Source organism: Acidobacteriota bacterium, from assembly GCA_016712445.1.
GTDB lineage: Bacteria > Pseudomonadota > Alphaproteobacteria > Caulobacterales > Hyphomonadaceae > Hyphomonas.
Window position 1 is genome coordinate 1,789,418 of record JADJRB010000001.1, and the last position, 24,449, is coordinate 1,813,866.

Sequence of the window (24,449 nt, forward strand, 5' to 3'; positions counted from 1 at the left end):
CGCCGCGTCAGCGCAATATCCGTGAGGGATCCGACATCATACCTGCCGCCGCAGGTACCAGAGGGGCCCGGTTCCAAGTGCGCCTCGGAAGATAGGCTTGCCCCCGGCGGCGTCAAGCACCCGGGGGCAGGGCGAGGCGAACAAGTCCCGCGATCGCGCAGGTCAGGATCACGGCCAGGATGTTGGCCTTGAAGCGGATCAGCGCGATGGCGGCGGCGGTCGCAATGGCTGCCGCCAGCAGGTCAAGCGTCACAAGCTCTGGCAGCATGATGGACCCGCCGCCGGGAAGGTGCATTGCGCCTTGTTCCCGGAAAAGCACGGCGAACCCGAACACCAGCGCGATCTTGGCGATGATCCCGAACACGGCGGCCGTGATCGCCGACAACATGCCCGCCGCGAACCGGCTGCGGCGCAGGGTTTCGGAGAATGGCGCGCCCGCGAAAATCCAGACAAACGAGGGGGCGAAGGTGCACCAGCTCGCCATCAGCGCGGCCAGCGCCGCGAGCCCGAGCCCGCCGCCTTCGGCTTGCCAACCAGCCATGAAGCCAACGAACTGGTTGACCAGCACCAGGGGCCCCGGCGTTGTCTCGGCAAGTCCCAGCCCGTCGATCATCTGCGGCGCCGTCAGCCAGCCCTCCGCTTCTACGGCCTGTTGCTGCAGATAGGCCAGCACCGTGTAGGCGCCCCCGAAAGTGACCAGCGCCAGTTTCGAGAACAGGATGCCCACGCGGGTCAGGACATGGTCCGGCCCGAGCAGGGCGAACGCGGCCAGCACCGGCGCGGCCCAGACGGCCGCCCAACCGAGTGCCGTGGCGAAAGCACGTCCGGCTTTGGGCGCGGCGCCAGTCGCCTCCGACGCCGGCCTGATCGGCGCGCCGAAACTCCGTGCAAGGCCAATCGCGGCCGCCGCGGCGATCACCAGTGGAAACGGCAGCGCGAACAGGAACAGGGCGAAGAAAGCCAGCAGCGCCAGCGCCACATCGCCGGGCGTCTTCAGCGCCCGCTTGCCGACCTTCCAAAGCGCCTCGAGGATGAAACCGATCACGGCCGCCTTGATGCCGTAAAACAGCGCGCTGACGATCGGCGTGGTGCCGAGCGTCGCATAGAGCCAAGTCAGCCCGAACACGACCAGCGCCCCCGGCAGAACGAACAGCGCTCCGGCAATCACGCCGCCGCGCACGCCGTGCAGCCGCCAGCCGGCATAGGTCGCCAGTTGCTGCGCTTCCGGCCCCGGCAGCAGCATGCAGTAATTGAGAGCGTGCAGGTATTCCGCCTCGCTGAGCCACTTCTTCTCGTCGACGAAGATGCGGTGCATCAGCGCGATCTGTCCGGCGGGCCCGCCGAAGCCGAGGCATCCGATCCGGAAGCTGGCGGCAGTAAGCTCGCGCAAGGAAGGGGCGGGGGTCGTCATCTTTCAAGTCTCCACACTCACGGCCGACAGGCCATCGAGTGGGGCTTGGGCGCAGGCGCCTGACCGGGCGCCCACGAAGCCCGCAGGGCCGATATCTAGCCGGAACCGCGGCGTTCGCAAGCGCTGCGGCTGAAGCGTCCGGTTAATTCGGCTATGGTTGACTTTGCCGCTCTGGCTGCGTATCCGCGCGGCCAATGAACACGAGCTCGCACCACGCCCACCATCACGCCTAACGCGCCGTCGAGGCGCGAACCGGTCCGGCTGCGCCTCTGATTAGTGTTCCCCTTCCAGAACCGATCCAGATGAGGCAGGCCGAAACCCGGTCCCGCGCCGCATCGACGCGCCGCCTTCCCATTCCGGCCCGCGCCGTCTAAGCGGGCTCAGCCTGACACAGGACCTGCAAAGACCATGAGCGACAAGGCCAACCCGCCCGCCCCCGCGCCCCTCACCGGCAAGGATCTCGCCCGCAAACCGCGCGGCTTTCCCGACAAGCGGGAAGGGCTGATCCATGCTCAGGCCCGGCTCGTGGAAACCGTCACGGGTGTCTATCGCCAGTGGGGCTTCGAGGCCTTTGACTCAAGCGCCTTCGAATATGCCGACGCCCTCGGCAAGTTCCTCCCCGATGATGACCGCCCGAACGCCGGCGTCTTCGCCCTGCAGGACGATGACGAACAGTGGATGGCACTGCGCTATGACCTGACAGCCCCGCTCGCCCGCTTCGTGGCAGAGGCAGGCCAGTCGCTCGGCCGCCCATTTCGGCGTTATGCCGCCGGTCCGGTCTGGCGCAACGAGAAACCCGGCCCCGGCCGTTTCCGCGAATTCTGGCAATGCGACGCGGATACCGTCGGCGCGCCCGGCTTCCATGCCGATGCCGAGATGATCGCGATGGGCGCTGAAGCGCTGCGCGCCATCGGCATGAGGGACGGCGAGTTCGTGGTGCGTGTGAATACGCGGCGCTTGCTCAATGGCGTGCTCGACTCGGTCGGCGCGGAAAGCCCTTCCGCGCGACTGACCATCCTGCGCGCGCTCGACAAGCTCGACCGGCTCGGCGCCTCCGGCGTCGCGGACCTGCTCGGCGCGGGCCGCAAGGACGAGAGCGGCGACTTCACCAAGGGCGCAGGCCTTGGCGCGGAAGAGGTCAAGCGCGTTCTCGCCTTCGCCGAAGCAGGCGCCGCAACGCGCGCGGTCACGCTTGCGAATCTCGCGAAAGCCGCCGGCTTCACCGAGGAAGGAAAGGCAGGCCTCGCCGAACTGGAAGCCATAGCCGTCGCCCTGGAAGCGCTCGGTGCGCCGGAAGACGATGTGAAGATCGATCCGTCCGTGGTCAGAGGACTGGAATATTACACCGGCCCGGTCTTCGAAGCCGAATTGCTGCGCGAAGTCACCGGCGACGACGGCAAGACCTACCGCATCGGCTCCATCGGTGGCGGCGGGCGCTATGACGATCTCGTCGCGCGCTTCACAGGTGAGACCGTGCCCGCGACCGGCTTCTCCATCGGCATCTCGCGGCTCGCCGCCGCGCTTGCCATCATGGGGGAGGGCGCGAAGCTCGATGGCCCGGTCGTCGTGCTCAATCTGGACAAGGACAATCCCGGCCTTGCGCTCGGCCTTGCCGCCGAACTGCGCCGCGCCGGCATCCGCGCAGAAGCCTACATGGGCGCCTCCGGCATGCGCCCGCAGATGAAATACGCCGACCGCCGCAATTCGCCCGCCGTGGTCATCGTCGGCGGCGACGAAGTCGCCAAGGGCACCGTCACGATCAAGGATCTCGAGATGGGCGCGCTGAAGGCGAAGGCCATCTCATCCAACGAAGAATACCGCGAGGCGCGCCCCGGCCAGATCGAAGTGCCGCGTGCCGGGATGGTTGCCGCCGTGCGCGCCATCGTCGAGGCCCAGACATGAACCATGACGCGCTTGTGGCGGTCGCCCGCGCGGTGTTCGAAGCCGCAGGTGGCACGCCGGTCGACCCCGATTATGTTCTGCCTGCGGACATTCCGCTGGAGCTCTCCGGCGAGGCCGTGCGCGCGCGTCTCTGTGTCTTCACTGACAATCGCGGCGCGGAAATGGCGATGCGGCCGGACCTGACGCTGCCGGTGGCGCAGCGCGAAGCGGTGCGGCTGGAAGGCGGCCCGTCCGCCAAGACCTATACCTATGCGGCGCGCGCCTTCCGCCTGCCGGCCGCGCCGGACGACCCGTTCGAGTTCACGCAGGTCGGTCTCGAGCGGTTTGGCTATCCGGCCGATCCCGCCGCCGACGCCGAACTCTTCGCGCTGGTGCACCGCGCAGTTGAGGCCTGCGGCGTCCGTCCCAGCGCCATCGTCACCGGCGACCTCGCGGTCTTTCCCGCCTTCATCGATGCGCTCGGTCTGCCGCCGGTCACGACCGACCTCCTGAAGCGTGCCTTCCGTCAGGAAGGCGGCGTGCGCGCGGTGCTGGACGCCGCCTCTCGTCCTCTGGATACGGACATTCTCTCCGCCCTCGACGCGCCGGATGCCGAAGCCGCGCTCGGCACCGTGCTCGCCGCGCGCGATGTGCCGCTGATCGGCGCCCGCAGCCTCGCCGAAATCGCCGATGGCCTGCGGGCCCGGCGCGCCGCCATCGAGGCGGGCGGCTTGCCGGTGGCGGCCCGCGCGGTCCTGCTCGGGCTGCGCGAGGTGGATTGCCCGCTCGCGGACGCCCCCGCCGCACTCACGGCGCTCGCCGGCGCGCATGGCCTCAGCGGCGCAGACGCCGCGCTCTCGGCCTTCGCGGCGCGGGTCGAAAAGATCCTCGCGCTCGTGCCCGGTGACCGGCGCACGGCGACATTCCGCGCCGGGTTCGGGCGGCGCTTCACCTATTATGACGGCTTCGTCTTTGAAGTGCTGGCGGAAGGGCTTTCGCCCGCACAACCGGTCGCCGCAGGTGGTCGCTATGACGGTTTGATCGCCGGTCTCTCAGGCGGGAAGGTTTCAGCCACTGGCATCGGCGGTGTCGTGCGACCGGACCGGATGGTGCGTGTGCGGAGGGCAGGGGAATGACCCGGCTGACGATTGCGATCCCTTCCAAGGGGCGCCTCAAGGAACAGACCGAAGCCTGGCTCGCCGGCCTCGGCCATCCGCTCCGCCAGATTGGCGGCGAGCGTGGCTACACGGCCGAGATCGAAGGGCTGGACGCCGAGGTGCGGCTCCTGTCCGCCCGCGAGATCGCCGAAGGCCTGATCGATGGCAGCCTGCACTTCGGCGTCACCGGCGAAGACTTGCTGAACGACCTCTCCCCGGATGGCCCGGAGGATTTCCGCGTCCTCAGGCGTCTTGGCTTCGGCGGCGCAGATGTGGTCGTCGCCGTGCCGCAGGCTTGGTTCGATGTCGACACCATGGCCGACCTCGAAGCTGCCGGCGCCGCCTTCCGCAAGGCGCATGGCCGCCGGTTGCGCGTCGCGACGAAATACCTGCGCCTGACCCGGCGCTTTTTCGCCCAGAAATCGGTCGGGGAATACCGGCTCGTCGAAAGCGCGGGGGCCACGGAAGCAGCCCCTTCGACCGGCACCGCGGACGTGATCGTTGACATCACGACCACCGGCGCAACTTTGAAGGCAAATGCGCTAAAAATTCTGCGTGACGGCCTTATATTGACCAGTGAAGCGGCGTTTGCCACGTCCGTTCGGGCACATTTCAGCCCTTCTGCAGAAGCTGCACGGGCAGTTCTGACCGGCGCATTGTCGCAGGGCGATCACGATTTCCGAAAAAATGTTTCGACACATTCTTGACACAACTCGGGATTCGTTGCCGTATGGGTAGGCAAGTTTCTGGGAGGAAACGCTGCAAACGGTGGAGGGGCGCAGCTAGCCGGCTACGGCGCTGCGCCTCTTTTTCATTCCGGCTTCCCTGACATCGCGAGACGTTATCCGGAAAAATCCCCGGTTCGGCCTGCCGTGTGGGAAAGGCCGGGTTCCGTTGGTCAAGACTTCAGGGGAGTCGAGGGGCGTTGGAGGATCTTGGCGTCCAGAACCCGGCTTCACGATTAACAATAAGACCATATCGAAAAACGTCAATACATTTTATTGTTATTCGATCATGGATTCGATTAATTCGACGTAATCCTGTGGCCTGAGTTGACTTGGTTGCCGTAGCGCCCCAAGCGTGGCCGCTTCCCGCACCCCAAGGATTTCCGGAGCCGCGCCGATGCCAGAGGACAATTTCCACGAGGACCCCCGCCAGCACATCCTGCCGGTCTACCGTCCGCCCGAGGAAGTGTTTGTGGAGGGCCAGGGCGCCTACCTCTTCACCGAAGACGGTCGCCGCTACCTCGATTTCATCGCCGGCATCGCTGTCACCGCGCTCGGCCACGCGCACCCGCAGCTCGTGGAAGCCCTGCGCGACCAGGCCGGCAAGCTCTGGCACACCTCCAACATGTTCCGCGTGCGCGGCCAGGAAGAACTCGCCGACAAGATCTGCCGCGACACCTTCGCCGACCGGGTCTTCTTCACCAACTCGGGCACCGAGGCAGTCGAGTGCGCCATCAAGTCGGCGCGCAAGTTCCACTGGTCGCAGGGCAATCCCGATCGCCTCGACATCATCACCTTCACCGGCGCCTTCCACGGCCGCTCGATCGGCGCGATCAACGCCGGCGGCAACCCGAAATACCTGGAAGGCTTCGGCCCGAAACTGCCAAACTTCGTGCACCTCGAATGGGGCGACCATGACGCGCTGAAGAAAGCCGCTGCTGCGCCGACCGCTGCCGCGATCTTCGTCGAGGTCGTGCAAGGCGAAGGCGGCGTGCGCGCCATGCCGGAAGCCTGCATCAAGGGCCTGCGCCAGCTGTGCGACGAACACGGCATCCTCCTGATCTTTGACGAAGTGCAATGCGGCATGGGCCGCACCGGCAAGCTCTGGGGTTATCAGTGGGCGGACGGTGTCGAGCCGGACATCCTCTGCGCCGCCAAGGGCATTGGCGGTGGCTTTCCGTTCGGCGCCTGCCTGATGACCGAGGCCGTCGGCGAACCGATGCAGCCCGGCAGCCACGGCTCGACCTATGGCGGCAACCCGCTCGCCATGGCGGTCGGCAATGTCGTCTGGGACATCATCTCCGACGAGAAATTCCTGGCTGAAGTCCGCCGCGTCTCGGGTGTGCTGGCGCAGGGCCTGAAAAGCCTCGCCGACACGCATCCCGACAAGGTCGAGGCGGTCACAGGCAAGGGCCTCCTGACGGGCATCAAGCTGAAGGCGGACCCGAAAAGCCTGCAGGGCCTTTGCCGCGATGCCAACCTGCTGGTCGGCGTGGCCGGTGCAAACGTGCTGCGCCTCGCGCCGCCGCTGGTCATCGAGGATGGTCACGTGCGTGAAGCGATCAATGTGCTCGATGCTGCCTTGACGGAGTGGGCGCCGGGTTGAAGGAATTGCGTGCGGGGCTGCGCCGCCCCGCCGCCAGTGCCTGTGGGGCGCTCGTCTGAAACGGACGGGCGTACGGTGCTGGATCAGGCGCGGATGGGAGACACCTCCGACTTGAGCGGAGCACCCGGCCATTGGCCGGGTCACGGTTCGGTTGTGACTCGGGTTGCAAGCTATCGTTGCCCTTTTTGCGGGCGGCGGTTTTCGGGAGGTTTGAGCCTGACATGACAGTGGATGGAAACGAGCGCAGGAGCTCCTGGGCCACGATTTTCCTGTTCGGCGTGATCGCGGCCCTCGTCGTGCTCGACATGGCGTTCAATATTGTAAGTGGCCAGACGCCGGGTCACCTTTTCGTCGAAGCCATAAAGCTGGTGATGTCCTTCCTCGGCCTCGGCTTCGGCGCCTGGCGCATCACGCACCTCAGCAAGGCCCTGAACGAGGCCCGCCAGGATGCCCGGCGCTGGCAGGAAGAAAACCGGTCGCTGGTGCAGGGGCTCGGCGCTGCGATTTCGCGCCAGTTCCAGGCCTGGGGCCTGTCGGATGCTGAAGGCGAAATCGGCCTGCTTCTGCTCAAGGGCCTTTCGCTGCAGGAGGTTGCGAACCTGCGCAAGACGAGCGAACGCACGGTGCGCGAACAGGCGCGTTCGGTCTATCGCAAGAGCGGTCTGGCCGGCCGCAATGAGCTGGCCGCCTACTTCCTTGAAGACCTTCTGCCGCCGCAACTGGTCTAAGCCATGCGCGTCCTCGAAGGCTCCTGCCACTGCGGCGCCGTGACGTTCCGGATCACGGCCGAGATGACGGACCTCTATCGCTGCGACTGTTCGCTCTGCCGCATGAAGAACGCGCTGATGACCAGTGTGCATGAGGACCGGTTCAAACTGCTGACCGGCGCCGACGTGCTCAGCGAGTACAACTGGAACACCCGCGTGGCCCGGCATTTCTTCTGCTCGAGATGCGGCATCTATCCGTTCCACAAGAAGCGCGCGATGCCGGATCACTATGGGATCAACGTCAACTGCCTGCACGGCTTTGACCCCGCCGGGATTGTAGTCCGCCAAGCCGAAGGCAAGGGCATGAGCCTGAAACCTGACGATGCGCGGGACGCCTGGCCCGGCCCCCGCGAAGCTTGATGTGCGTGTCGGTTTGCCCCTGGAAAGAGCGGGGGCAGGCAGAGAGCTGAGCCTGCCCCCGTGATGTAGCGCGTGCGTCCCTTCACCCGCAGCCTGAACCTACTCAGGTTGAAACGACTGCGCTTCCGTGATCTTACCTAAATTTGAGGTCATGGATTTCCAAATTTCGGGGTTTCCTCAAGGATTTGGTGACCTAAGTTGCCTCGAGGCAGGTGCATCGGCACCGGCAGCGCAGCTTCAAATGCGGCTTCAGGCGGAAAGGATTGGGCGGATCGAGCGCGACAAGCAGCTCTCCCGGCTGGCGGCGCTGGCGGCTTCGGCCAGCAGCGGGCGCGGCCACGTCGCCCTTGTGTCGGGTGAAGCGGGGATCGGCAAGACCACGCTCGTGCGGCGATTCCAGGCATCGCTGCCGGCCCCCTGGCGGGCGGGCAGCGGCGGCTGCGATGCTTTGTTCACGCCCCGCCCGCTCGGTCCCCTGCAGGACATGGCCGGCCAGCTCGGACCTGCCGTCGAGGCGCTGCTGCACAGCGGCGGTGACCGTCAGTCCCTCAACGCGGCCGTGCTCGACGCGCTCAGCGATGCCGGCCGTCCCACCCTTCTGGTCTGGGAAGACCTCCACTGGGCCGACCACGCCACGCTCGACCTGTTGCGCTTCCTCGGCCGGCGCGTCGCACTGTTGCCCGTTCTGCTGGTCGTCACCTTCCGGGGCAACGAAACCGGCGAGACCCATCCCCTGACCGCCGCGATCCGGGACCTGCCCGCCGGCAACGTCGCGCAAATTCCCTTGTCGCCCCTGTCGTCCAAGACCGTGGCCAATCTCGCGCGCGAAGCAGGCTTCGCCGGCGACTGGCTGTTTGACGCGACCGCCGGCAACCCCTTCAAGGTGAGCGAGATGCTGGCCGCGCGCGCCGCCGCCGCCGACCGGCCGCCGGGTTCGGTGCGCGAAGCCGTCACCCTGCGCCAGTCGCGGCTGGAGGCGTCCGCCCGCGAGCTTCTCGAACTGATCAGCGTCGTGCCGGCCGCCGTACCCGCCGAGCTCGTCCACCAGCTCGTGCCCGGCCAGGCGGCCAACCTGATTGACGACCTGACCGGTCGCGGCATCCTGAAAGCGTCCGCGTCAGGTGACTTGCGCTTTCGTCACGAGATTGCCCGTCAGGCGACGCTTGACCGCGTGCCAGCGACCGCCCGGCGGGCGCACCATGCGCGCATCCTCGAAGCGTTGCGCGCGCTCGGCGGCGCAGCGCATCTCGACCAGATGGTCCACCACGCTGCCGGCGCGCTGGACGGCCCAGCGGTGCTCGCGATCGCACCGGAAGCCGCCGCCCGCGCGGCCGCCAGCGGCGCGCACCGCGAAGCGGCGGCCCACCTCGCCACAGCGCTCAGGTTCGTCGACGAGGCCGGCCCCGAAACCGCTGCGACGCTCTACGAAAGCTGGGCGTATGAAAGCGGCCTTGCGGCCCGCATTGACGATGACGTGCTCGATGCACGCCGCCATGCGATCACGCTCTGGCGCCTTCTGGGCCGTCCAGACAAGGTCGGCGAAAACCTGCGCTGGCTGTCGCGCCTCCACTGGTACCGGGGCGAAGCGCCGGAAGCGGCCCGCCTCGCCGACCAGGCCATCCGTGTCCTCGAGAACATGCCGCCCTCGGCCGAGCAGGCAATGGCCTATTCGCTGCGCTCCCAGCTGCACATGCTGAACGACCAGATGGACGACGCGGTCGCCTGGGGGCAACGCGCGCTTGACCTCGAGGCAGAGTTCCCGAACCCGGAACTGCGCGCCCATGCGCTGAACAATATCGGCACGGCGCTGGTCTTCCGCGGACGCACCGAAGGCGAGGCCCTGCTGGCCGAAAGCCTGCGGGTGTCGCTCGCCAACGGCCTCCACGAACATGCCGCCCGCGCCTACACCAACCTGTCCGAATATGCGGTGGAGTTCCGGCGTTTCGATCTGGCCGAACGTGTCCTCTCCGAAGGCATCGCCTTCGACGTCGAGCACGATCTGGACTCCTGGACCTATTACCTCTCCGGCCGGCAGGCGCTGCTGCGTCTGGAGCAGGGACGCCTCAACGATGCCGAGACGATCTCGCGCGGCGCGCTTGACCGGAAGGACCAGACCCTCGTCATGCGCCTGCCGGCCCTGCACGTGCTGTCGCGTGCCCGGATGCGCATGGGGGCGCCGGATGCCGGCGCGCTGGTGGACGAAACCTTCGCCAGCGCGCTCGCCACGGACGAGCTGCAGCATATCGTGCCCGCCCGCCTGACGCTCATAGAACAGGCCTGGCTCGCCGACGACCTTGATGCGGGCCGGGAACACCTAGCCGCCTTGCTGGCGCTGTCCGAAGATGACCGCCATGCCTGGAACCTCGGCGAGCGCGCCGTCTGGGCTCGCCGCTACGGCACCGATGCCGGCGCGGTGCGCCATAACGACCTGCCGGAGCCTTTCCGGCGCGAACTGGACGGCGACATTGCCGGCGCGGCCGCCGCCTGGGAAGCGCTCTCGATGCCCTATGCCGCAGCGCTGGTGCGCCTGCAGAGCAGCGACCCCTCAGAACTCGGCGCTGCGGTGCGCGAGCTGGAGGCCATGGGCGCCCAAGCGGCGGCGGCGCATGGTCGCCGGCGGGCGGCAGAGCGCGGTCTCGCCGCTGCCTTGCCGCGTCCGCGCCGCGGCGCCTCGACGGCGGCGCGCGACCATCCACTCGGCCTCACGCGCCGCGAACAGGACGTGCTGCGCCTGTTGGTGAAGGGATTTACCAACCGGGAAATCTCGGACGCCCTCGCGCGCTCGCCGCGCACGGTCGAGCACCATGTCTCCTCGGTTCTCGCCAAGCTGAATGCGCCGAACCGGATGGCGGTCATGCTGCGCCTGCAGACTGAGCCCTGGCTGCTCGGGCCGGACGCCGGCTAGCGTGCCGGGCGGGCAGTCCGCTTCCAGGATCTTCTAAATAGGGGACACGACCCTGGAAAGGGGGGGGACGCTCGCGCGCTGGGTAACGCGGAGTGCCGCCATATCGGACTGCCAGCCGGCAGGTGCGGTGATCTAGGCAATGGGCCGGGGGGTCCATACGTCTTATGACGGGTCTCCGAAACTGCCGGAACAGGAGGTTGTTTCATGTCGGATGACGTAGGCAGCCGGCTCGGCGCCTTCGGCGCAGCCACGATTTTCGGCGCGATTTCGGTGCTCATCGCGACCGATATCGTGATGGACACCCACGAGGGCGCGCAGCTCAGTCATCTTGTGGTGGAAGCGGCCATCCTGTTAACCGCGCTGATCGGTTTCGGCGTGATGATCTGGCGTACCCGGCGCCTGCGCAGGGCGCTCAGGCAAGCCCGGGCCGACGCCAGCCACTGGCGCGATCAGAACCGCACCTTGGTCAAAGGGCTCGGCGCCGCCATCCATCAGCAATTCTCGGCCTGGGGCCTGTCGGACGCCGAAGCCGAGGTCGGCCTGCTGCTTCTGAAGGGGCTGTCGCTCCAGCATATTGCAGACCTGCGCAAGACCAGCGAGCGCACCGTCCGCGAACAGGCGCGCGCCATCTACCGCAAGGGCGATCTCGCCGGCCGCAACGAACTGTCGGCGTATTTTCTCGAGGACCTGCTGCCGGACCTGGAGCCTTAGAGCGTCGCGCGGTCACGCAGAATCAAAGATTCCCAGTTTGAGCGGGTTGTGATTCACTTCTTTCAGGAGGTGGCTCATGGCTGAGGCATATTCGAAGGATCTTCGTCGCCGAGTGGTGGCGTTTGTTGAGCGGGGCAACTCACGGCAGGCCGCGGCACGTCAGTTTGGGGTAAGCCCCAGCTTTGCGGTGAAGCTGCTGAAGTTGTGGCAGGAGACGGGGAGCGTCACGCCTCGCCCTGTGGGTGGCCGGCGGCACGCCAAGCTGGCGCCATATCTGGATTTCTTGATTGGCGAGGTTGAGGCGCAGCCGGACGGACGATGCCGGAATTGGCGCGCCGGCTGGCGTCGGAGCACGGGGTGACGGCGGCACCGGCATCGCTCTCCCGGGTGCTCTGCCAGGCCGGGTTCACATATAAAAAAAGCGCTTCTGGCAGCGGAGCAAGAACGCGCTGATGTGAAAGCCGCCCGGGCGGACTGGAAGCACTACCGTCAGCCCGCGATGCAGGCCGAACCCGGTCGTCTGGTCTTCATCGACGAAACATCCGTGAAGACTAACATGTGCCGTCTTCGCGGACGGTCTCTGTGCGGGAAGCGTCTGAAAGCAACGGCGCCATTCGGGAAATGGGGTACACAGACGTTCATTGCAGGCCTGCGCTGTGGTGAACTCACGGCGCCCTGGGTCGTCGAAGGCGCCATGAACCGGTCTGCGTTCGAAGTTTACATCGAGACCCAGCTCGCCCCGACACTCTCACCCGGCGATGTCGTCATCCTCGACAATCTCAGCGTCCACTACAGCCAGCGCGCCGAAGACGCCCTCGCTGAACGTGGCGCGTGGTTCCTCTACCTGCCGAAATACTCTCCCGACCTCAACCCGATCGAGATGGCTTTCTCAAAGCTGAAAGCCCATCTCCGCGCCGCCGCCGCCCGAACCTTTGAGGACCTCAATGACGCCATCGGTGATATCTGCAAGCTCTTCACACCAGCCGAATGCTGGAACTTCTTCAAAGCCGCGGGCTATGCGTCCAAATGAAAGCGCGATGCTCTAGCGCCCCAGCCGCCGCCGGAACTCCTCGTACCCGAAGTCCGACAGCATCTCGACGCGCCCATCTTCCCAGCGCACCGCAAGGTTTGCCAGCGGTGTACCGTTGAACGTGTTCGTCTTCACGAAGCTGTAGTGCATCTGGTCGGTGAAGGTGACGCGGTCGCCGGGCTTCAGAGGCTCGGGGAAGGAATAGTCGCCGATCACGTCACCGGTCATGCAGGTCTTGCCGCCAAGCCGGTAGGTGTGGGCGAACTCGCCCGGCATGCCCGCGCCGGTAATGTCGGGACGATAGGGCACTTCCAGTACGTCCGGCATGTGGGTCGAGGCGGAGGCGTCCATGATCGCGAGGTGCACGTCATTGTGGTGCAGCGCCAGCACGGTGGAATGAAGCTCACCGGTATTCACGACGAGACCCGCGCCCGGCTCCAGCACGACCTCGACCTTGAAGCGGGCCTTGAACGCCTTGATCGCCGCAATCAGCTTGGCAACGTCATAGCCGGGCTTGTTGAGGAAATGCCCGCCGCCGAAGTTCACCGCCGACACTTGCCCGATATATTTGCCGAAATGCTCGGCCACGAACTCGATCAGCCCGACCGAGCCTTCATGCAGGCTCTCGCACAGCGCGTGGACATGGAAGATGTCGACGCCTGACCAGTCGACGCTGTCGAGCATCGCCGACACTTCGCCGAACCGGCTGCCGGGCGCGCATGGATTGTAAAGGTCGCCGCCCAGCGTGGCATTGGAGTAGCCGGGGTTTACCCGCAGGCCGACCTTGCAACCGGCGTCGCGCGCAATGTCGCCGAATCGGGCGAGCTGTTCGGACGAATTGAAGTAGATGTGCTGCGCCACCTTGGTCAGGCGCCGCACTTCGTCTTCGGTATAGGCGGGCGAGTAGACGTGGACTTCCTTACCGAACTCCTCGGCGCCCATGATCGCCTCATGCTCGCCGGAAGCGGTGGTGCCATCGAGATAGTCCCGCATCAGCGGGAACGTCGCCGGCATGGCGAAAGCCTTGGTGGCCAGAAGCACCTTGCAGCCCGCCTCCTCGCGCACACGCTTCGCCGTCTCCAGGTTCTTCCGGAGGCGAGCGGTGTCGAGGACGAAGCAGGGGGTGTTGATTTTTGTCATGTCTTCTTCCGGTCAAGGTTCGCCAATCCAAGTACGCTCAAAATCATCAATCCGAAGCCCCCAACAGCCATTCCCCAGCCGGTAAATTGCTTGGCTTCGGTCGTGTGCGAACGTGATACGATTTCGACGCCATCTATCGTGCGTGCGGCAAGAAGCTCGTTTCCATAAGGCGCAACAGTGTAGATGATCTTGCTGCCTATCAGGTCCCTAGCCTTGGCGCGAATTCGACTTACTTCACGCAGTCGCATCGATGATTTCACTTCAAACTGTTCTCGCTTCCCATAGCGCGATTGGATCACCAATGTCGTATTGTTGTGCATTCCGCGCGAACCCTGAGAATTATTAGCGCCAACTAGCGTGCCACTTCGCTCAATACCTGAGACGGGCTTTGCCGCCGAATTCAGATAAGAATTGCCAGAGAATACAAATAGCGCTCCGAGAAGAAGCACAAAGAAGTACGCGCCTCGTGAGTGGTTCTTGCGATTCTCTTCGTCGCTTTCGGGCATCGCGTCCTAAGTCACCACCTCAAACAATTCGTCCTGATCGCCGGCCTCGATGTCCATGATCGTCGTCGGCAATCCCCGCGTCGCCACATCATCGAGGAACGGCTTTGACGGGAACTGTTCCACGTTGAATACGCCGGGGCCTTTCCAGATTCCGCGGAAGAACATGGCGGCGCCGGAAACCGGCGGCACGCCCGTGGTGTAGGACACGGCCTGTGCGCCGACTTCCTTGTTGGTCTCGGCATGGTCGCAGACGTTGTAGAGCATCTTGGACACCGGCTTGCCATCCTTCCGGCCACGGACGATCACTCCGATGGAGGTCTTGCCGGTATAGTTCTCGGCCAGCGACGAAGGCGCCGGCAGCAGGTCGCGCAGGAACTCCATCGGGATGATGTCCATGCCCTTGTGCTTGATCGGCTCGAGGCTGATCAGCCCGATCGATTTGAACACTTCGAGGTGCTTGATGTAGGCCTCGCCAAAGGTCATCCAGAAGCGGATCTGCTTCAGGCCCTTGATGTTCTTCACCAGGCTTTCCTCTTCCTCATGGTAGATAAGGTAAGAGGCGCGCGGGCCGACTTCCGGATAGTCCACCATCGTCTTGATGGAGAGCGCGGGGATCTCGATCCACTTGCCGTTCTTCCAGTACTTCCCGTCCTGCGTCACTTCCCGCAGGTTGATCTCCGGATTGAAGTTCGTGGCAAACGTCTTGCCGTGGTCGCCGGCATTGCAGTCCACGATGTCGATATACTCGATCTCGTCGAACAGGTGTTCCTGCGCGTAGGCGCACCAGATGTTGGAGACGCCCGGATCGAAGCCGCAGCCGAGAATGGCCGTCAGGCCCGCCTTCTTGAACTTGTCCTGATAGGCCCACTGCCAGGAGTATTCGAACTTGGCCACGTCGCGCGGCTCATAGTTCGCGGTATCCATGTAGGAGACGCCGGCCTCAAGGCAGGCATCCATGATCGGCAGGTCCTGGTAGGGCAGGGCCATGTTGATCACGAGGTCCGGCTTCACCTTCTTGATGAGCGCCACGGTCGCAGCCACGTCATCGGCGTCCACCTGCGCGATCTCGATCGGCGTCACGCAATCCTTCGCCACCTTCTCGCAGCTCTCGATGCGGCGCGAGGCGAGGGTGATGTGCTTGAACGTCTCGCGGTCCATCGCGCATTTCTTGGCGACGACTGAGCCGGCTGCGCCGGCACCGATGATAAGCACATTGTCCATGACTGGGCGAAACTCCGGGAAAGCGTTGAAAGGGTTGGCCTCCCTTAGGACAGTTTGGCCGGGGGTTCTAGAAGGGGGGCTAGATAGGACCTGCCCTGCCATGACACAATGACAGCTTCATTTCCGGGGGAGACCGTCCAGTGATCGCCAAGACACCCGCGCCGCCCTACTGGGCCGTCATCTTCACGGCCGTGCAGAGCGGCAAGGAGGTCGACACCTACGAGTCCATGGCCATGCGCATGGTCGAACTCGCCCACCAGCAGCCGGGCTTCCTCGGCTATGAAAGCGCCCAGGCCGACGGCAATGCCGAGATCACCATCTGCTACTGGGACAGCGACGAGAACATCCGCGCCTGGAAACAGAATGCCGAGCACCTGGAAGCCCAGCGCCGGGGCCGCGAGACCTGGTATTCGGCCTACCATATCCGCATTGTGCGCATCGAACGGGCCTACGGCTTCTGACGCGGCAGGCGCCGTCCTGCATCCAAATCGCGTGTCGCGCGTTTCAGGATCGTAACTGATCCCCAACGGAGTAGACACACATGACAGTCGAAGCCCTTCTCATCATCCTGCTTGTCGGCGCCATTGCCGGCTGGCTCGCCGGTGTCGTCGTCAAAGGCTATGGCTTTGGCCTGGTCGGCAACATCATCGTCGGTATCCTCGGCGCCTTCATCGCCAGCTTGCTGTTCCCGGCCATCGGCCTAGGCATCGGCGGCGGTATCCTCGGCTCGATCCTCTACGCCACGCTCGGCGCCATCGTGCTGCTCCTGATCATCCGCGTCGTCAAACGCGCCTGAGCCATCCGGCCCAAGACCTCCACCCCTCCCTGCGCGGCGATTCCTTCCCGGTGCCAGCGCGGCGGAGCGGGTGGAGGCACCCCGATTCCCCTCCCGCTAAGCAACATAATGACAGGCGCGGCGTATCAGGCTATGTCGCCCGCTTGTTTTTGCGGGGGCCCCGCCCATGACGATCCGCCATTTCCTCGATCTCTGGCCCCTGGAGAGCGCCGAACTCCGCGCCATCCTCGACCAGGCCCATGCCATGAAGAAAGCCCGCGCGGGCTGGACCAAGGGCCGTATCGATGCCGGCGCCCCGCTCGACGGGCATACCCTCGCGATGATCTTCGAGAAGGCCTCCACCCGCACCCGCTTCTCCTTCGACATGGCCATGCGCCAGCTCGGCGGCTCCTCGATCACCACATCCGCCGGCGACATGCAGCTCGGCCGGGGTGAGACCGTTGAGGACACCGCCCGCGTGCTGTCGCGCTATGTCGACGCCGTGATGATCCGCGCCAACGACCATACCGACATCGAATCCTTCGCCGAAGCTTCGTCCATCCCGGTCATCAATGGCCTGTCCGACCGCTCGCACCCCTGCCAGATCATGGCGGACCTGATGACGCTGGAAGAGCACGGCCTCACCCTGCGCGGCGCCCGCCTCGCCTGGGTCGGCGACGGCAACAATGTCTGCGCCAGCTTCATCCATGCCGCCGCCAAGTTCGGCTTCTCGCTCGCCATCGGCACACCCGCCCGCTACGCGCCCGATGAGGACGACCTCGAGATCGCCACCGAGCTGCAAGGCCGCATCGAGCTGTTCGAGACTGCTGAAGAAGCCGTCGCCGGCGCCGATGTCGTCATTGCCGACACGTTTGTCTCGATGGGCGACCTTGACGCCGAACGCCGCCTCGAAATTCTCGAACCCTTCGCCGTCACCGACGAGCTGATGGAACTCGCCAATGGCGGGGCAAAATTCCTTCATTGCCTGCCCGCCCACCGGGGCGAGGAAGTCGACGCCGAAGTCATCGACGGCCCGGCCAGCCTCGTCTGGGACGAAGCGGAAAACCGCCTGCACGCCCAGAAGGCGATCCTGCGCTGGTGCCTGGGCAAGTAAGCCCGCCGGCCGTTCACATTCCCGCGCGCCCCTTGGCGGCGCCGCCGCGTCCGCCTAGGCTTGCGGCATGGCCGATACCCTGATCCCGACCCAGAAATTCTCCGATCCCGACATCACGGCAAAGGGAGAAACCCGCGCCAGTGTCGCCTGGTCCGGCCTGAAGACGCTCTGGTTCAACACCGGCACGCTCTGCAACATCACCTGCGCCAACTGCTACATCGAAAGCAGCCCGACCAACGACCGGCTGGTCTACCTGACCCGCGCGGACGTCGAGTCCTATCTCGGCGAACTCACTGCCCCCGCCGAAATCGGCATCACCGGCGGCGAGCCGTTCATGGCGCCCGAGATCATCGCCATCCTCGAAGCTGCTCTGTCGCGCGGCCACACGCTCCTTGTGCTGACCAATGCCATGCGCCCGATGATGCGCCCGCGCGTGCAGGCCGGCCTCGCAGACCTCGCCGTCCGGTTTCCCGGCAAGATGACCATCCGCGTCTCGCTCGACTCGCACGACGCCGTCGTCCACGATGCCGAACGCGGGCAGGGGGCCTTCGCCGAGGCCTGCGAGGGCCTCCGCTGGCTGGCCGCCAACAACATCCCTCTCGCGCTCGCGGGCCGCAAGGCCCTGCACGAGGACGAGCCCGCCGCCCGTCAGGGCTACCGCGCCCTCATCGCCGCCCTGAGCCTCGCGCTCGACGCCGCCGATCCGAAACAGCTCGTCCTCTTCCCGGAGATGATCGCCCGCGCCGATCCGCCGGAAATCACCACCGCCTGCTGGGGTATCCTGAACAAGGCGCCCGATAGCATCATGTGCGCCAGCCAGCGCATGGTCGTGCGCCGCAAGGGCGCGCCGGGGCCGCGCGTGCTGGCCTGCACCCTGCTCGTGGACGACCCCGCCTTCGACCTCGGCGGCACGCTCGCCGAAGCCACCGCCGCGCCGGTCAAGCTCAACCATCCCTGGTGCGCCAGCTTCTGCGTGCTCGGCGGCGCCAGCTGCTCGGCCTGACCGCAGGCCCTTGCCCTGCCGCGGCTTCATTGCCACATGGGGCCACTTGAAAGCCCCCCTGAGGCCCGCCCCATGACCCGACCTGCCCACGAAACCGGCGATTTCGCCGCCACCTTCCAGATCGAAGGCCGCCCCATCCGTGGCCGCGTGGTGCGCATGGGCGCCGGCAGCCTCGCGCCGATCCTGGCGCGGCACGACTATCCGCCCCACCTCGCCCATATCCTCGGCGAAGCGGTGATGCTGGCGGCGCTGGTCGGCGCGTCCCTGAAATTCGAGGGCAAGATCCTCGTGCAGGCCGAAGGCGACGGCCCGGTGACCATGCTGGTCGGCGAATACAACACCAACGGCAATGTGCGCGGCTATGCCCGCTACAATGCCGAAGGCTGGGCCAATCTCGAACGCGTCAACAAGGGCGGCGAGCCGCACATGCCGCAGCTGTTCGGCCGCACCGGCCGGCTCGGGCTGATCCTCGTGCAGGACAATCCGGACATCCAGCCCTACCAGGGCATCGTGCCGCTGAACAAGGCAACCCTCGCTCAGTGTGCGGAGGATTACTTTGCCATGTCCGAACAGGTGCCCTCGCGCATCAACCTTGCCATCGACAAGTCGGGCGACGAATGGGTCGCCGGCGGCATGCTGATCCAGCGCATCGCCGGCGACGACGCGCGCGGCGAAACCGACGAAGGCTGGCGCGAGGCCGAAGCCCTGTTCGCCACCCTGACCGCCGGCGAACTGACCGACACCGGCCTGCCGGTGACGGAACTGCTCTACCGGCTGTTCCACGAGCAGGGCGTAACCCTCGAAGGCGCGATGCCGGTCGCCGACCGCTGCACCTGCAACCAGGAACGTCTCGTCAGCACGCTGCGCCAAATGCCGGACGAATCGCTGCGCGATCTCGTGGAACCGGATGGCACGCTGTCCATCGACTGCCAGTTCTGCGCCCGCCACTACACCATCGGCATCGCCGAAGTGACCGGCCCGGTGAACTGATCCCGCCTGCGGGAACGTTGCACAAGTTTCGCCTTGTGCGACAAAATCCGGGCCCGCCCGCATTTGATCCGGAACTTTTTCCCGTGTCATCCCGGCGAAAGCCGGGACCCAGACTTCCTTGTTCCTGCTTGCAATTTTTCGCACGCGCGCACGCATGGACGTCTACACGACCGTCCACACCAGAACTATTTTCAGCCAATCCAATCCGGCGGGGCTCGCACCGGATCTATACTCCGCCGATGTCCACCTTCCTCAGCATACGGAACTACGTGTATTTCCGGCATCTCTTCGATGCCGTGCACCCGTTCTTCTGGCCGGTGCTCTACTGGCAGCTGAAAGCCGCGTGGATTTCCCTCCAGCGCGAGAAGCTCACCAGCGTGATGCTCGCCGTCACCTGGTGGGGCGGCGTGCGCATCGTCTATCGCGGCGACCGGATCGAAACCCCAAAGCACGACCCCCTTGCCCCGCTCAAGCCACGCTTCGACGACCCCATCTGGTCCACCCGCCTCCCGGCCTGTCTGGACATCGAAGCAACCTGCAACGCACCCCTCTCCCGCAACGCGGGGGAGGTGGCGCGCGCGCAGCGCGTGACGGTGGGGGGCTTGATCACACGCCCCAACCTCGACGCCCGTCCCCCGTAGGCCGAGGTGAACCCCGCCCTGCAACACCATCCTCTAACACCGGCCAGCCCCGCTGCGCCGGCCGCTGGTGCTACTCCGGCGCGTCCATTGCCAGGATGATCTGCGCATAGCCGCGCGCCAGGTGTCCCATGTTCTCCACGCTCGTGCGCTCGTTGGTGCCGTGGAAACCGGTCAGCTCATCCGGCGTCAGCACCGATGGCGCGAAGCGGTAGACGTTCGGCGTGATCGCCTCGGCATACCGTCCATCGGTCGCGCCCAGCACCAGCCCGGGCGCCGCCGGCGCGCCGGGCAGGGTGGCCTCGGCCACACTGGCCAGCACCGAATAGGCACGGTTGTCGGTCGGCGAAACATTCGAGGCGCCCTTGCCGCGGATCCCGTTCTTGCCGACTTCCACTTCAATGCCGTCGATGTCCTTCGTCACGTCCTTCACATGCTGGATGATCGCCTCTTCGGAATCATTGGGGTGGATACGGAAGTTCACCGTTGCCGTCGCACGCTGCGCCAGCACGTTCTCCTTGGCCGAACCGGTGAGCATGGTCGGTGCCGTCGTTGTACGGATCATCGCATTGCCGGCCGCGACGCCGGCCAGCTGGTCATCGATGAGGCCCTTGAACAGCCAGAGATTGGCAAATGCCATGCGCTGCGCAAACGGCATGTCCTTGCCCGCCGCCTTGAACATGTCCGAGATCGGAGGCTTCGACAGGTCGGACGGCATCTGGTGTTCGTCGAGTGCCACGACTGCACGGGCAAGGCGCACCGCCGCCGAATCGCGCGGCGGCGTCGAGGAATGCCCGCCTGCGCCGGTCGCCACGACATCCAGCGTCACATACCCTTTTTCGGCGATCCCGATGAATCCCATCGGCTTGCCCGAAAGGGGCGACGGATTGATCACCATGAACCCTTCATCCAGCGCAAACTCGGGCTCGACGCCGCGCGCCTTCAGCAACGCCACGCCGGCTTCCGCGCCGGACCCGGAGACTTCCTCGTCATGCCCGAACATGAACAGCACGGTACGCTTCGGCTTGAAGCCGGAGGCGGCCAGCGCTTCAGCCGCTTCCATCAGGCCGACCAGCGATCCCTTGTCGTCGATCGCGCCGCGGCCATACACATAGCCGTCGATGATCTCGCCATCGAACGGCCCGCCGGTCCAGTCGCCTTCGGTGCCGATGTTCACCGGCACGACATCCTGGTGCGCCATCAGCAGCAGCGGTTTCAGCGACGGATCCGAACCCTCCCAGGTGTAAAGCAGCGTCAGCGTATCCGGCACCAGTTCCTTCTTCATCGCCGCATGCGCGGCCGGATAGGTCGTTTCCAGCCAGGCATGAAGCGCCAGCCATTCGCCTTCCTGACCGGGGCGGGGATCACCGCTCGCCAGCGTCACGGTCTTGAACCGGATGGCCTCGGCGAGGTGCTGCGCGCCGGTGTCCGCCGAGATGGCGGGCGGCTCTGGCAGGTCGACGCGGCCGCCGACCGGATCGGCGCCGTAGTTGAAGGTGTTGTACAGGATCACCCCGATGAACAGGACGAGCGCCGCCACGACGCCGATGATGATATTCCGGACCATGTTCCCCCGGCCTCCCGATTTGTTGTTGCCAGATCGTGGGCGCGCGATTGCGCCGCCGTCAAGCGATCAGGGATCAAATAAATGACTTGGCCGTCAACTTCGCTGAGGGCAGTGTGCCGCCATGCCCCAGCCTCCTTCGCCGCGCCTTTCCTTTCCGCGAGTGCTCGCCTTCTCGTCGCTCAGCATCCCGATTGCGGGGGTTGGCCTGCCGGTAGGCGTCTACCTCGCGCCGCTCTACGCCAACGAAGTCGGCCTCGGCCTGGCGCTGACCGGCCTTCTGTTCATGCTCCTGCGGTTCTGGGACATCCTGACCGATCCGATCATGGGCTATCTCGTCGACCGGTATCGCAGTCCGCTCGGCCGCGTGCGCCACTGGATCCTGCTCGCCGTTCCCGTGCTCGGCCTGTCGACCTTCTTCGTCTACATGCCGCCGGAAGGGGCGGGCCCCGCTTATTTCATCATCTGGATGCTGATCTTCTATGTCGGCTTCACGATCCTGCAGACGTCACGCGCGGCCTGGGTCCCGGCGCTCGCGGCCGATTACGACGACCGCTCGCGCCTATTCCTGTGGCCGGAGATCATCTCGGTCGTTGCCATGCTCTTCCTGCTCGCGGTGCCGCTGCTGCTGTCGGTTCTCGGTGTGCACACGGACAGGTTCGGGCAGGTCGCCGTCATGGGCTGGATTCTCATCATCGCCTTGCCGGTTGTGGCCGTGCTCGCCTGCGTCTTCGTGCCCGATCCGCCGATGCGCGGGGAGTCGCATGTCATCGAGAAGTTCGAGCTGAAACCGATCGTCGACGCGCTACGCCAGCCGGTCTTCGCGCGGCTGCTGAGCATGGAGCTGATCGGCGCGACGGCGATTGCGGTGACCGCGTCCAACTACCTCTTCGTCGCCGAATATGCCTTTGGCGCAAACGATGCGCAGACGAGTCTCGCGCTGATGCTGTTCTTCGTGATGGCGGTGCTGGCCTTGCCCTTCTGGCTCTGGTTGGCGCGCAAGACGGAAAAGCGCACGGCGTATTTCGCGGCGGTGACGATGTCGGGCATCTGCTTCATCGCCTTCATTCCGCTGGCGCCGGCCGGCAATTTCACGTCTTTCCTGATCGCTTCGCTGGTCGCGGGCATTCCCTTCAGCGCACCGATCTTTCTGGCGCGTGCCATGACGGCGGATATCATCGAGATGAAGGCAGCCGAGTCGGGCGAGAGCCGGGCCGGGCTCTACTACGCCTTGCTGACCAGCCTCAACAAGGTCGGCTCAAGTCTCGCCTTCGGCGTTGGTTACCTGCTCGTCGGCCAGCTCGCCCGGTTCCGTCCGGGGGAGGAAAATACCGACAGCGCCATTTTCGGACTGGTCCTGATCTTCGGGCTCCTGCCGGGAATCCTGTACGTGATCGCCGGCCAGCTCGCCCGGGGCTATCCGCTGACCCGCGAAGTGCAGGCCGAAACGGCGCGCAAGCTCGATCCGGAACTCAAGGTCGTTCCCGACGACGTGCCGATCATCTGACGCCAATCGGTTCAGAAACCGCCGCCTTCGGCGAGCCATTCGAGTTCCGCCGGCGTGCTCGCACGGCCGAGAATCTTGTTGCGGTGAGGGAAGCGTCCGAAGTCCTCGATCGCCTTGGCATGCTCGCGGGCATAATCGAGCGTGGTTTTGGCGAAGCCGTCAAAGCCCGGTCGCGCATCTTCAGCGATGGCGGTGAACATGGCGACGGAACGGGCCTGGTCGGCCGGGTCTTCGGAATGTTCGAGCGGCAGGTAGAAGAAGACGCGTTCGGCTTCGGACAGGTGATTGTCTTCGCGCAGTTCAAGGCCCTCACGGCAAAGCTGCAGCGCCAGCGGATCCTGCGCAAAGGCGCGCGCGGTGCCGCGGAAGATGTTCCGGCTCATCTGGTCGAGCACGATGATGGCTGCGAGGCGTCCGTGCTGGCCGCGTGCCGCCCAGTCTTCCGCGAGCGGGCCGCCGGCAAGCGCTTCCAGCAAAGGGAGGAATTTTTCCGTCAGTTCACGGTCGAATGCTTCACCGCCGCGAAACCACAACTTGTTCTGCGCAGCGAGGCCTTCCGGCGTTCGGGCGGCATCTGCGAACCAGAAATCGAGCACCGCTTCCGGGGAGGGCAGAGCGCTCACGCTGCCGGCCTCCGGGCGACGACCATGTAGTTGACCGACGTGTCGCCTGCGAGTTTCCATTGGCCGGACAGCGGCTGGAACACGACGCCGATAGTGTCCACGATGTCCATGCCCGCGCCGGCGAGCGGACGGCGGACATCTTCCGGGTCGAGGAACTTCGACCAGTCATGCGTGCCGCGCGGCAACCAGCCGAGGATATACTCGGCGCCGATGACGGCCGTGGCGAGCGCCTTGGCCGTCTTGTTCAAGGTTGCGACGATCATCAGCCCGCCAGGTTTCACGAGGCGGGCGGTGTCGGCGAGGAACTGCGCGGGGTCGGCGACGTGTTCGACCACTTCGAGGTTCAGCACGATGTCGAACGGCGCTTCGCCCGCGGCAAGCAGGCCTTCGGCGGTGCCGGCGCGGTAGTCGATCCCGAGGCCCTGTTCGGACGCGTGGGTGAGGGCGGTCTTGATGTTCGCCTCCGATGCATCGACGCCGGTGACCGAGGCGCCGAGCCGGGTCATCGGTTCGCAGACGAGGCCGCCGCCGCAGCCGATGTCGAGCAGGCGCAGGCCGGCGAGCGGCGTGCGCTGGCCGGCCGTGAGGCCGAAATGCCGCTCGGCCGTTTCGCGGATGAATTTCAGGCGCACCGGGTTGAACCGGTGCAGCGGTTTGAACTTGCCGTGCGGGTTCCACCAGTCCGCGGCCATGGCCGAGAACTTGGCGACCTCGGCCGGATCGATGCTCGGGGTGACAGGCGGCCCGCCGGGCGCGTCAATTGTTCCAGCCATCGTTTAGCAATCCTGTTTGATCCGCGCCGAACTTTCTTCTAG

At 65.6% G+C, this 24,449-nt stretch carries 22 protein-coding genes and 1 pseudogene; 16 read left to right on the forward strand and 7 right to left on the reverse strand.

From position 1 onward, the window contains the following. Positions 1-112 precede the first annotated feature (112 nt). Positions 113-1,411, reverse strand: coding sequence for a chromate efflux transporter (gene chrA, locus IPK75_09130; protein ID MBK8198521.1), 1,299 nt, complete (start codon positions 1,409-1,411; stop codon positions 113-115). A 408-nt stretch (positions 1,412-1,819) separates the two neighbouring features. On the opposite strand from chrA, the gene IPK75_09135 reads away from it, so the two are divergent. From IPK75_09135 to IPK75_09175, 9 genes and pseudogenes are all read left to right on the forward strand, one after another. Beyond that, entirely contained in the window at positions 1,820-3,313 is a 1,494-nt protein-coding gene (locus tag IPK75_09135) for a histidine--tRNA ligase (GenBank protein ID MBK8198522.1), read from the forward strand. Then, positions 3,310-4,428: an ATP phosphoribosyltransferase regulatory subunit gene (locus tag IPK75_09140; protein MBK8198523.1), complete on the forward strand. Its 1,119-nt coding sequence runs from the start codon at positions 3,310-3,312 to the stop codon at positions 4,426-4,428. The genes IPK75_09135 and IPK75_09140 overlap by 4 nt, the downstream gene beginning before the upstream one ends. Beyond that, complete coding sequence (locus IPK75_09145) at positions 4,425-5,156, forward strand: ATP phosphoribosyltransferase (protein MBK8198524.1); 732 nt, start codon at positions 4,425-4,427, stop codon at positions 5,154-5,156. Before IPK75_09140 ends, IPK75_09145 begins: the two co-directional genes overlap by 4 nt. Before the next feature lie 415 nt (positions 5,157-5,571). Then, positions 5,572-6,780, forward strand: a complete 1,209-nt coding sequence (locus tag IPK75_09150) for an aspartate aminotransferase family protein (protein ID MBK8198525.1) — start codon at positions 5,572-5,574, stop codon at positions 6,778-6,780. 221 nt (positions 6,781-7,001) lie between these two features. After that, a complete protein-coding gene (locus IPK75_09155; protein ID MBK8198526.1) occupies positions 7,002-7,508 on the forward strand; it encodes a hypothetical protein in 507 nt (168 codons plus the stop codon). A gap of 3 nt (positions 7,509-7,511) precedes the next feature. Next, positions 7,512-7,907, forward strand: coding sequence for a GFA family protein (locus IPK75_09160; GenBank protein ID MBK8198527.1), 396 nt, complete (start codon positions 7,512-7,514; stop codon positions 7,905-7,907). Between the two features lie 241 nt (positions 7,908-8,148). Beyond that, complete coding sequence (locus IPK75_09165; protein ID MBK8198528.1) at positions 8,149-10,812, forward strand: AAA family ATPase; 2,664 nt, start codon at positions 8,149-8,151, stop codon at positions 10,810-10,812. A 204-nt stretch (positions 10,813-11,016) separates the two neighbouring features. After that, on the forward strand, positions 11,017-11,523 hold the full coding sequence (locus IPK75_09170; GenBank protein MBK8198529.1) for a LuxR family transcriptional regulator: 507 nt from the start codon (positions 11,017-11,019) through the stop codon (positions 11,521-11,523). Between the two features lie 76 nt (positions 11,524-11,599). Next, a pseudogene (locus IPK75_09175) lies at positions 11,600-12,553 on the forward strand (IS630 family transposase). A 12-nt stretch (positions 12,554-12,565) separates the two neighbouring features. Here IPK75_09175 and nspC read toward each other — a convergent pair. The 3 genes from nspC to IPK75_09190 are packed head-to-tail and all read right to left on the reverse strand — an operon-like array spanning position 12,566 to position 15,420. After that, on the reverse strand, positions 12,566-13,693 hold the full coding sequence (gene nspC, locus IPK75_09180) for a carboxynorspermidine decarboxylase (GenBank protein MBK8198530.1): 1,128 nt from the start codon (positions 13,691-13,693) through the stop codon (positions 12,566-12,568). Next, positions 13,690-14,199, reverse strand: coding sequence for a hypothetical protein (locus IPK75_09185; protein MBK8198531.1), 510 nt, complete (start codon positions 14,197-14,199; stop codon positions 13,690-13,692). Before IPK75_09185 ends, nspC begins: the two co-directional genes overlap by 4 nt. A 6-nt stretch (positions 14,200-14,205) precedes the next feature. Beyond that, positions 14,206-15,420, reverse strand: a complete 1,215-nt coding sequence (locus IPK75_09190; GenBank protein ID MBK8198532.1) for a saccharopine dehydrogenase family protein — start codon at positions 15,418-15,420, stop codon at positions 14,206-14,208. 140 nt (positions 15,421-15,560) lie between these two features. Between IPK75_09190 and IPK75_09195 the strand changes: the two genes are divergently transcribed. The 6 genes from IPK75_09195 (at position 15,561) to IPK75_09220 (ending at position 19,943) form a co-directional block, all read left to right on the forward strand. Further along, positions 15,561-15,881, forward strand: coding sequence for an antibiotic biosynthesis monooxygenase (locus IPK75_09195; GenBank protein ID MBK8198533.1), 321 nt, complete (start codon positions 15,561-15,563; stop codon positions 15,879-15,881). Between the two features lie 80 nt (positions 15,882-15,961). Continuing rightward, positions 15,962-16,216, forward strand: coding sequence for a GlsB/YeaQ/YmgE family stress response membrane protein (locus IPK75_09200; protein MBK8198534.1), 255 nt, complete (start codon positions 15,962-15,964; stop codon positions 16,214-16,216). A gap of 166 nt (positions 16,217-16,382) precedes the next feature. Further along, positions 16,383-17,309, forward strand: a complete 927-nt coding sequence (gene argF, locus IPK75_09205; GenBank protein MBK8198535.1) for an ornithine carbamoyltransferase — start codon at positions 16,383-16,385, stop codon at positions 17,307-17,309. A 67-nt stretch (positions 17,310-17,376) separates the two neighbouring features. After that, on the forward strand, positions 17,377-18,312 hold the full coding sequence (locus tag IPK75_09210; GenBank protein ID MBK8198536.1) for a radical SAM protein: 936 nt from the start codon (positions 17,377-17,379) through the stop codon (positions 18,310-18,312). A gap of 36 nt (positions 18,313-18,348) precedes the next feature. Then, positions 18,349-19,302 carry an Hsp33 family molecular chaperone HslO gene (locus IPK75_09215; GenBank protein MBK8198537.1) on the forward strand — a complete coding sequence of 318 codons (954 nt, stop codon included), beginning with the start codon at positions 18,349-18,351 and terminating at the stop codon, positions 19,300-19,302. 239 nt (positions 19,303-19,541) lie between these two features. Continuing rightward, complete coding sequence (locus IPK75_09220) at positions 19,542-19,943, forward strand: hypothetical protein (protein ID MBK8198538.1); 402 nt, start codon at positions 19,542-19,544, stop codon at positions 19,941-19,943. Positions 19,944-20,013: 70 nt separating this feature from the next. Here IPK75_09220 and IPK75_09225 read toward each other — a convergent pair whose 3' ends face one another. Further along, entirely contained in the window at positions 20,014-21,507 is a 1,494-nt protein-coding gene (locus IPK75_09225; protein MBK8198539.1) for a M20/M25/M40 family metallo-hydrolase, read from the reverse strand. A gap of 121 nt (positions 21,508-21,628) precedes the next feature. Here IPK75_09225 and IPK75_09230 point away from each other — a divergent pair, with 121 nt between their 5' ends. Further along, on the forward strand, positions 21,629-23,011 hold the full coding sequence (locus tag IPK75_09230) for an MFS transporter (GenBank protein ID MBK8198540.1): 1,383 nt from the start codon (positions 21,629-21,631) through the stop codon (positions 23,009-23,011). Between the two features lie 11 nt (positions 23,012-23,022). Here the strand turns inward: IPK75_09230 and IPK75_09235 are convergent, their stop codons facing one another. Together IPK75_09235 and ubiG are read right to left on the reverse strand one after the other, a co-directional pair. Beyond that, entirely contained in the window at positions 23,023-23,694 is a 672-nt protein-coding gene (locus tag IPK75_09235) for a DUF924 domain-containing protein (GenBank protein ID MBK8198541.1), read from the reverse strand. Then, complete coding sequence (ubiG, locus tag IPK75_09240; GenBank protein ID MBK8198542.1) at positions 23,631-24,407, reverse strand: bifunctional 2-polyprenyl-6-hydroxyphenol methylase/3-demethylubiquinol 3-O-methyltransferase UbiG; 777 nt, start codon at positions 24,405-24,407, stop codon at positions 23,631-23,633. The genes IPK75_09235 and ubiG overlap by 64 nt, the downstream gene beginning before the upstream one ends. Positions 24,408-24,449 lie beyond the last annotated feature (42 nt).

Excerpts from the sequence above, each read along its gene's own strand:
- argF (MBK8198535.1), top strand. The coding sequence starts at position 16,383 with ATGACGATCCGCCATTTCCTCGATCTCTGGCCCCTGGAGAGCGCCGAA.
- IPK75_09140 (MBK8198523.1), top strand. The coding sequence starts at position 3,310 with ATGAACCATGACGCGCTTGTGGCGGTCGCCCGCGCGGTGTTCGAAGCC.
- ubiG (MBK8198542.1), bottom strand. The coding sequence starts at position 24,407 with ATGGCTGGAACAATTGACGCGCCCGGCGGGCCGCCTGTCACCCCGAGC.
- IPK75_09150 (MBK8198525.1), top strand. The coding sequence starts at position 5,572 with ATGCCAGAGGACAATTTCCACGAGGACCCCCGCCAGCACATCCTGCCG.
- IPK75_09220 (MBK8198538.1), top strand. The coding sequence starts at position 19,542 with ATGTCCACCTTCCTCAGCATACGGAACTACGTGTATTTCCGGCATCTC.
- nspC (MBK8198530.1), bottom strand. The coding sequence starts at position 13,693 with ATGACAAAAATCAACACCCCCTGCTTCGTCCTCGACACCGCTCGCCTC.
- IPK75_09155 (MBK8198526.1), top strand. The coding sequence starts at position 7,002 with ATGACAGTGGATGGAAACGAGCGCAGGAGCTCCTGGGCCACGATTTTC.
- IPK75_09170 (MBK8198529.1), top strand. The coding sequence starts at position 11,017 with ATGTCGGATGACGTAGGCAGCCGGCTCGGCGCCTTCGGCGCAGCCACG.
- IPK75_09230 (MBK8198540.1), top strand. The coding sequence starts at position 21,629 with ATGCCCCAGCCTCCTTCGCCGCGCCTTTCCTTTCCGCGAGTGCTCGCC.
- IPK75_09235 (MBK8198541.1), bottom strand. The coding sequence starts at position 23,694 with ATGGAAACTCGCAGGCGACACGTCGGTCAACTACATGGTCGTCGCCCG.
- IPK75_09200 (MBK8198534.1), top strand. The coding sequence starts at position 15,962 with ATGACAGTCGAAGCCCTTCTCATCATCCTGCTTGTCGGCGCCATTGCC.
- IPK75_09225 (MBK8198539.1), bottom strand. The coding sequence starts at position 21,507 with ATGGTCCGGAATATCATCATCGGCGTCGTGGCGGCGCTCGTCCTGTTC.
- IPK75_09165 (MBK8198528.1), top strand. The coding sequence starts at position 8,149 with ATGCGGCTTCAGGCGGAAAGGATTGGGCGGATCGAGCGCGACAAGCAG.
- IPK75_09160 (MBK8198527.1), top strand. The coding sequence starts at position 7,512 with ATGCGCGTCCTCGAAGGCTCCTGCCACTGCGGCGCCGTGACGTTCCGG.
- chrA (MBK8198521.1), bottom strand. The coding sequence starts at position 1,411 with ATGACGACCCCCGCCCCTTCCTTGCGCGAGCTTACTGCCGCCAGCTTC.
- IPK75_09215 (MBK8198537.1), top strand. The coding sequence starts at position 18,349 with ATGGGGCCACTTGAAAGCCCCCCTGAGGCCCGCCCCATGACCCGACCT.
- IPK75_09145 (MBK8198524.1), top strand. The coding sequence starts at position 4,425 with ATGACCCGGCTGACGATTGCGATCCCTTCCAAGGGGCGCCTCAAGGAA.
- IPK75_09210 (MBK8198536.1), top strand. The coding sequence starts at position 17,377 with ATGGCCGATACCCTGATCCCGACCCAGAAATTCTCCGATCCCGACATC.
- IPK75_09190 (MBK8198532.1), bottom strand. The coding sequence starts at position 15,420 with ATGGACAATGTGCTTATCATCGGTGCCGGCGCAGCCGGCTCAGTCGTC.
- IPK75_09135 (MBK8198522.1), top strand. The coding sequence starts at position 1,820 with ATGAGCGACAAGGCCAACCCGCCCGCCCCCGCGCCCCTCACCGGCAAG.
- IPK75_09185 (MBK8198531.1), bottom strand. The coding sequence starts at position 14,199 with ATGCCCGAAAGCGACGAAGAGAATCGCAAGAACCACTCACGAGGCGCG.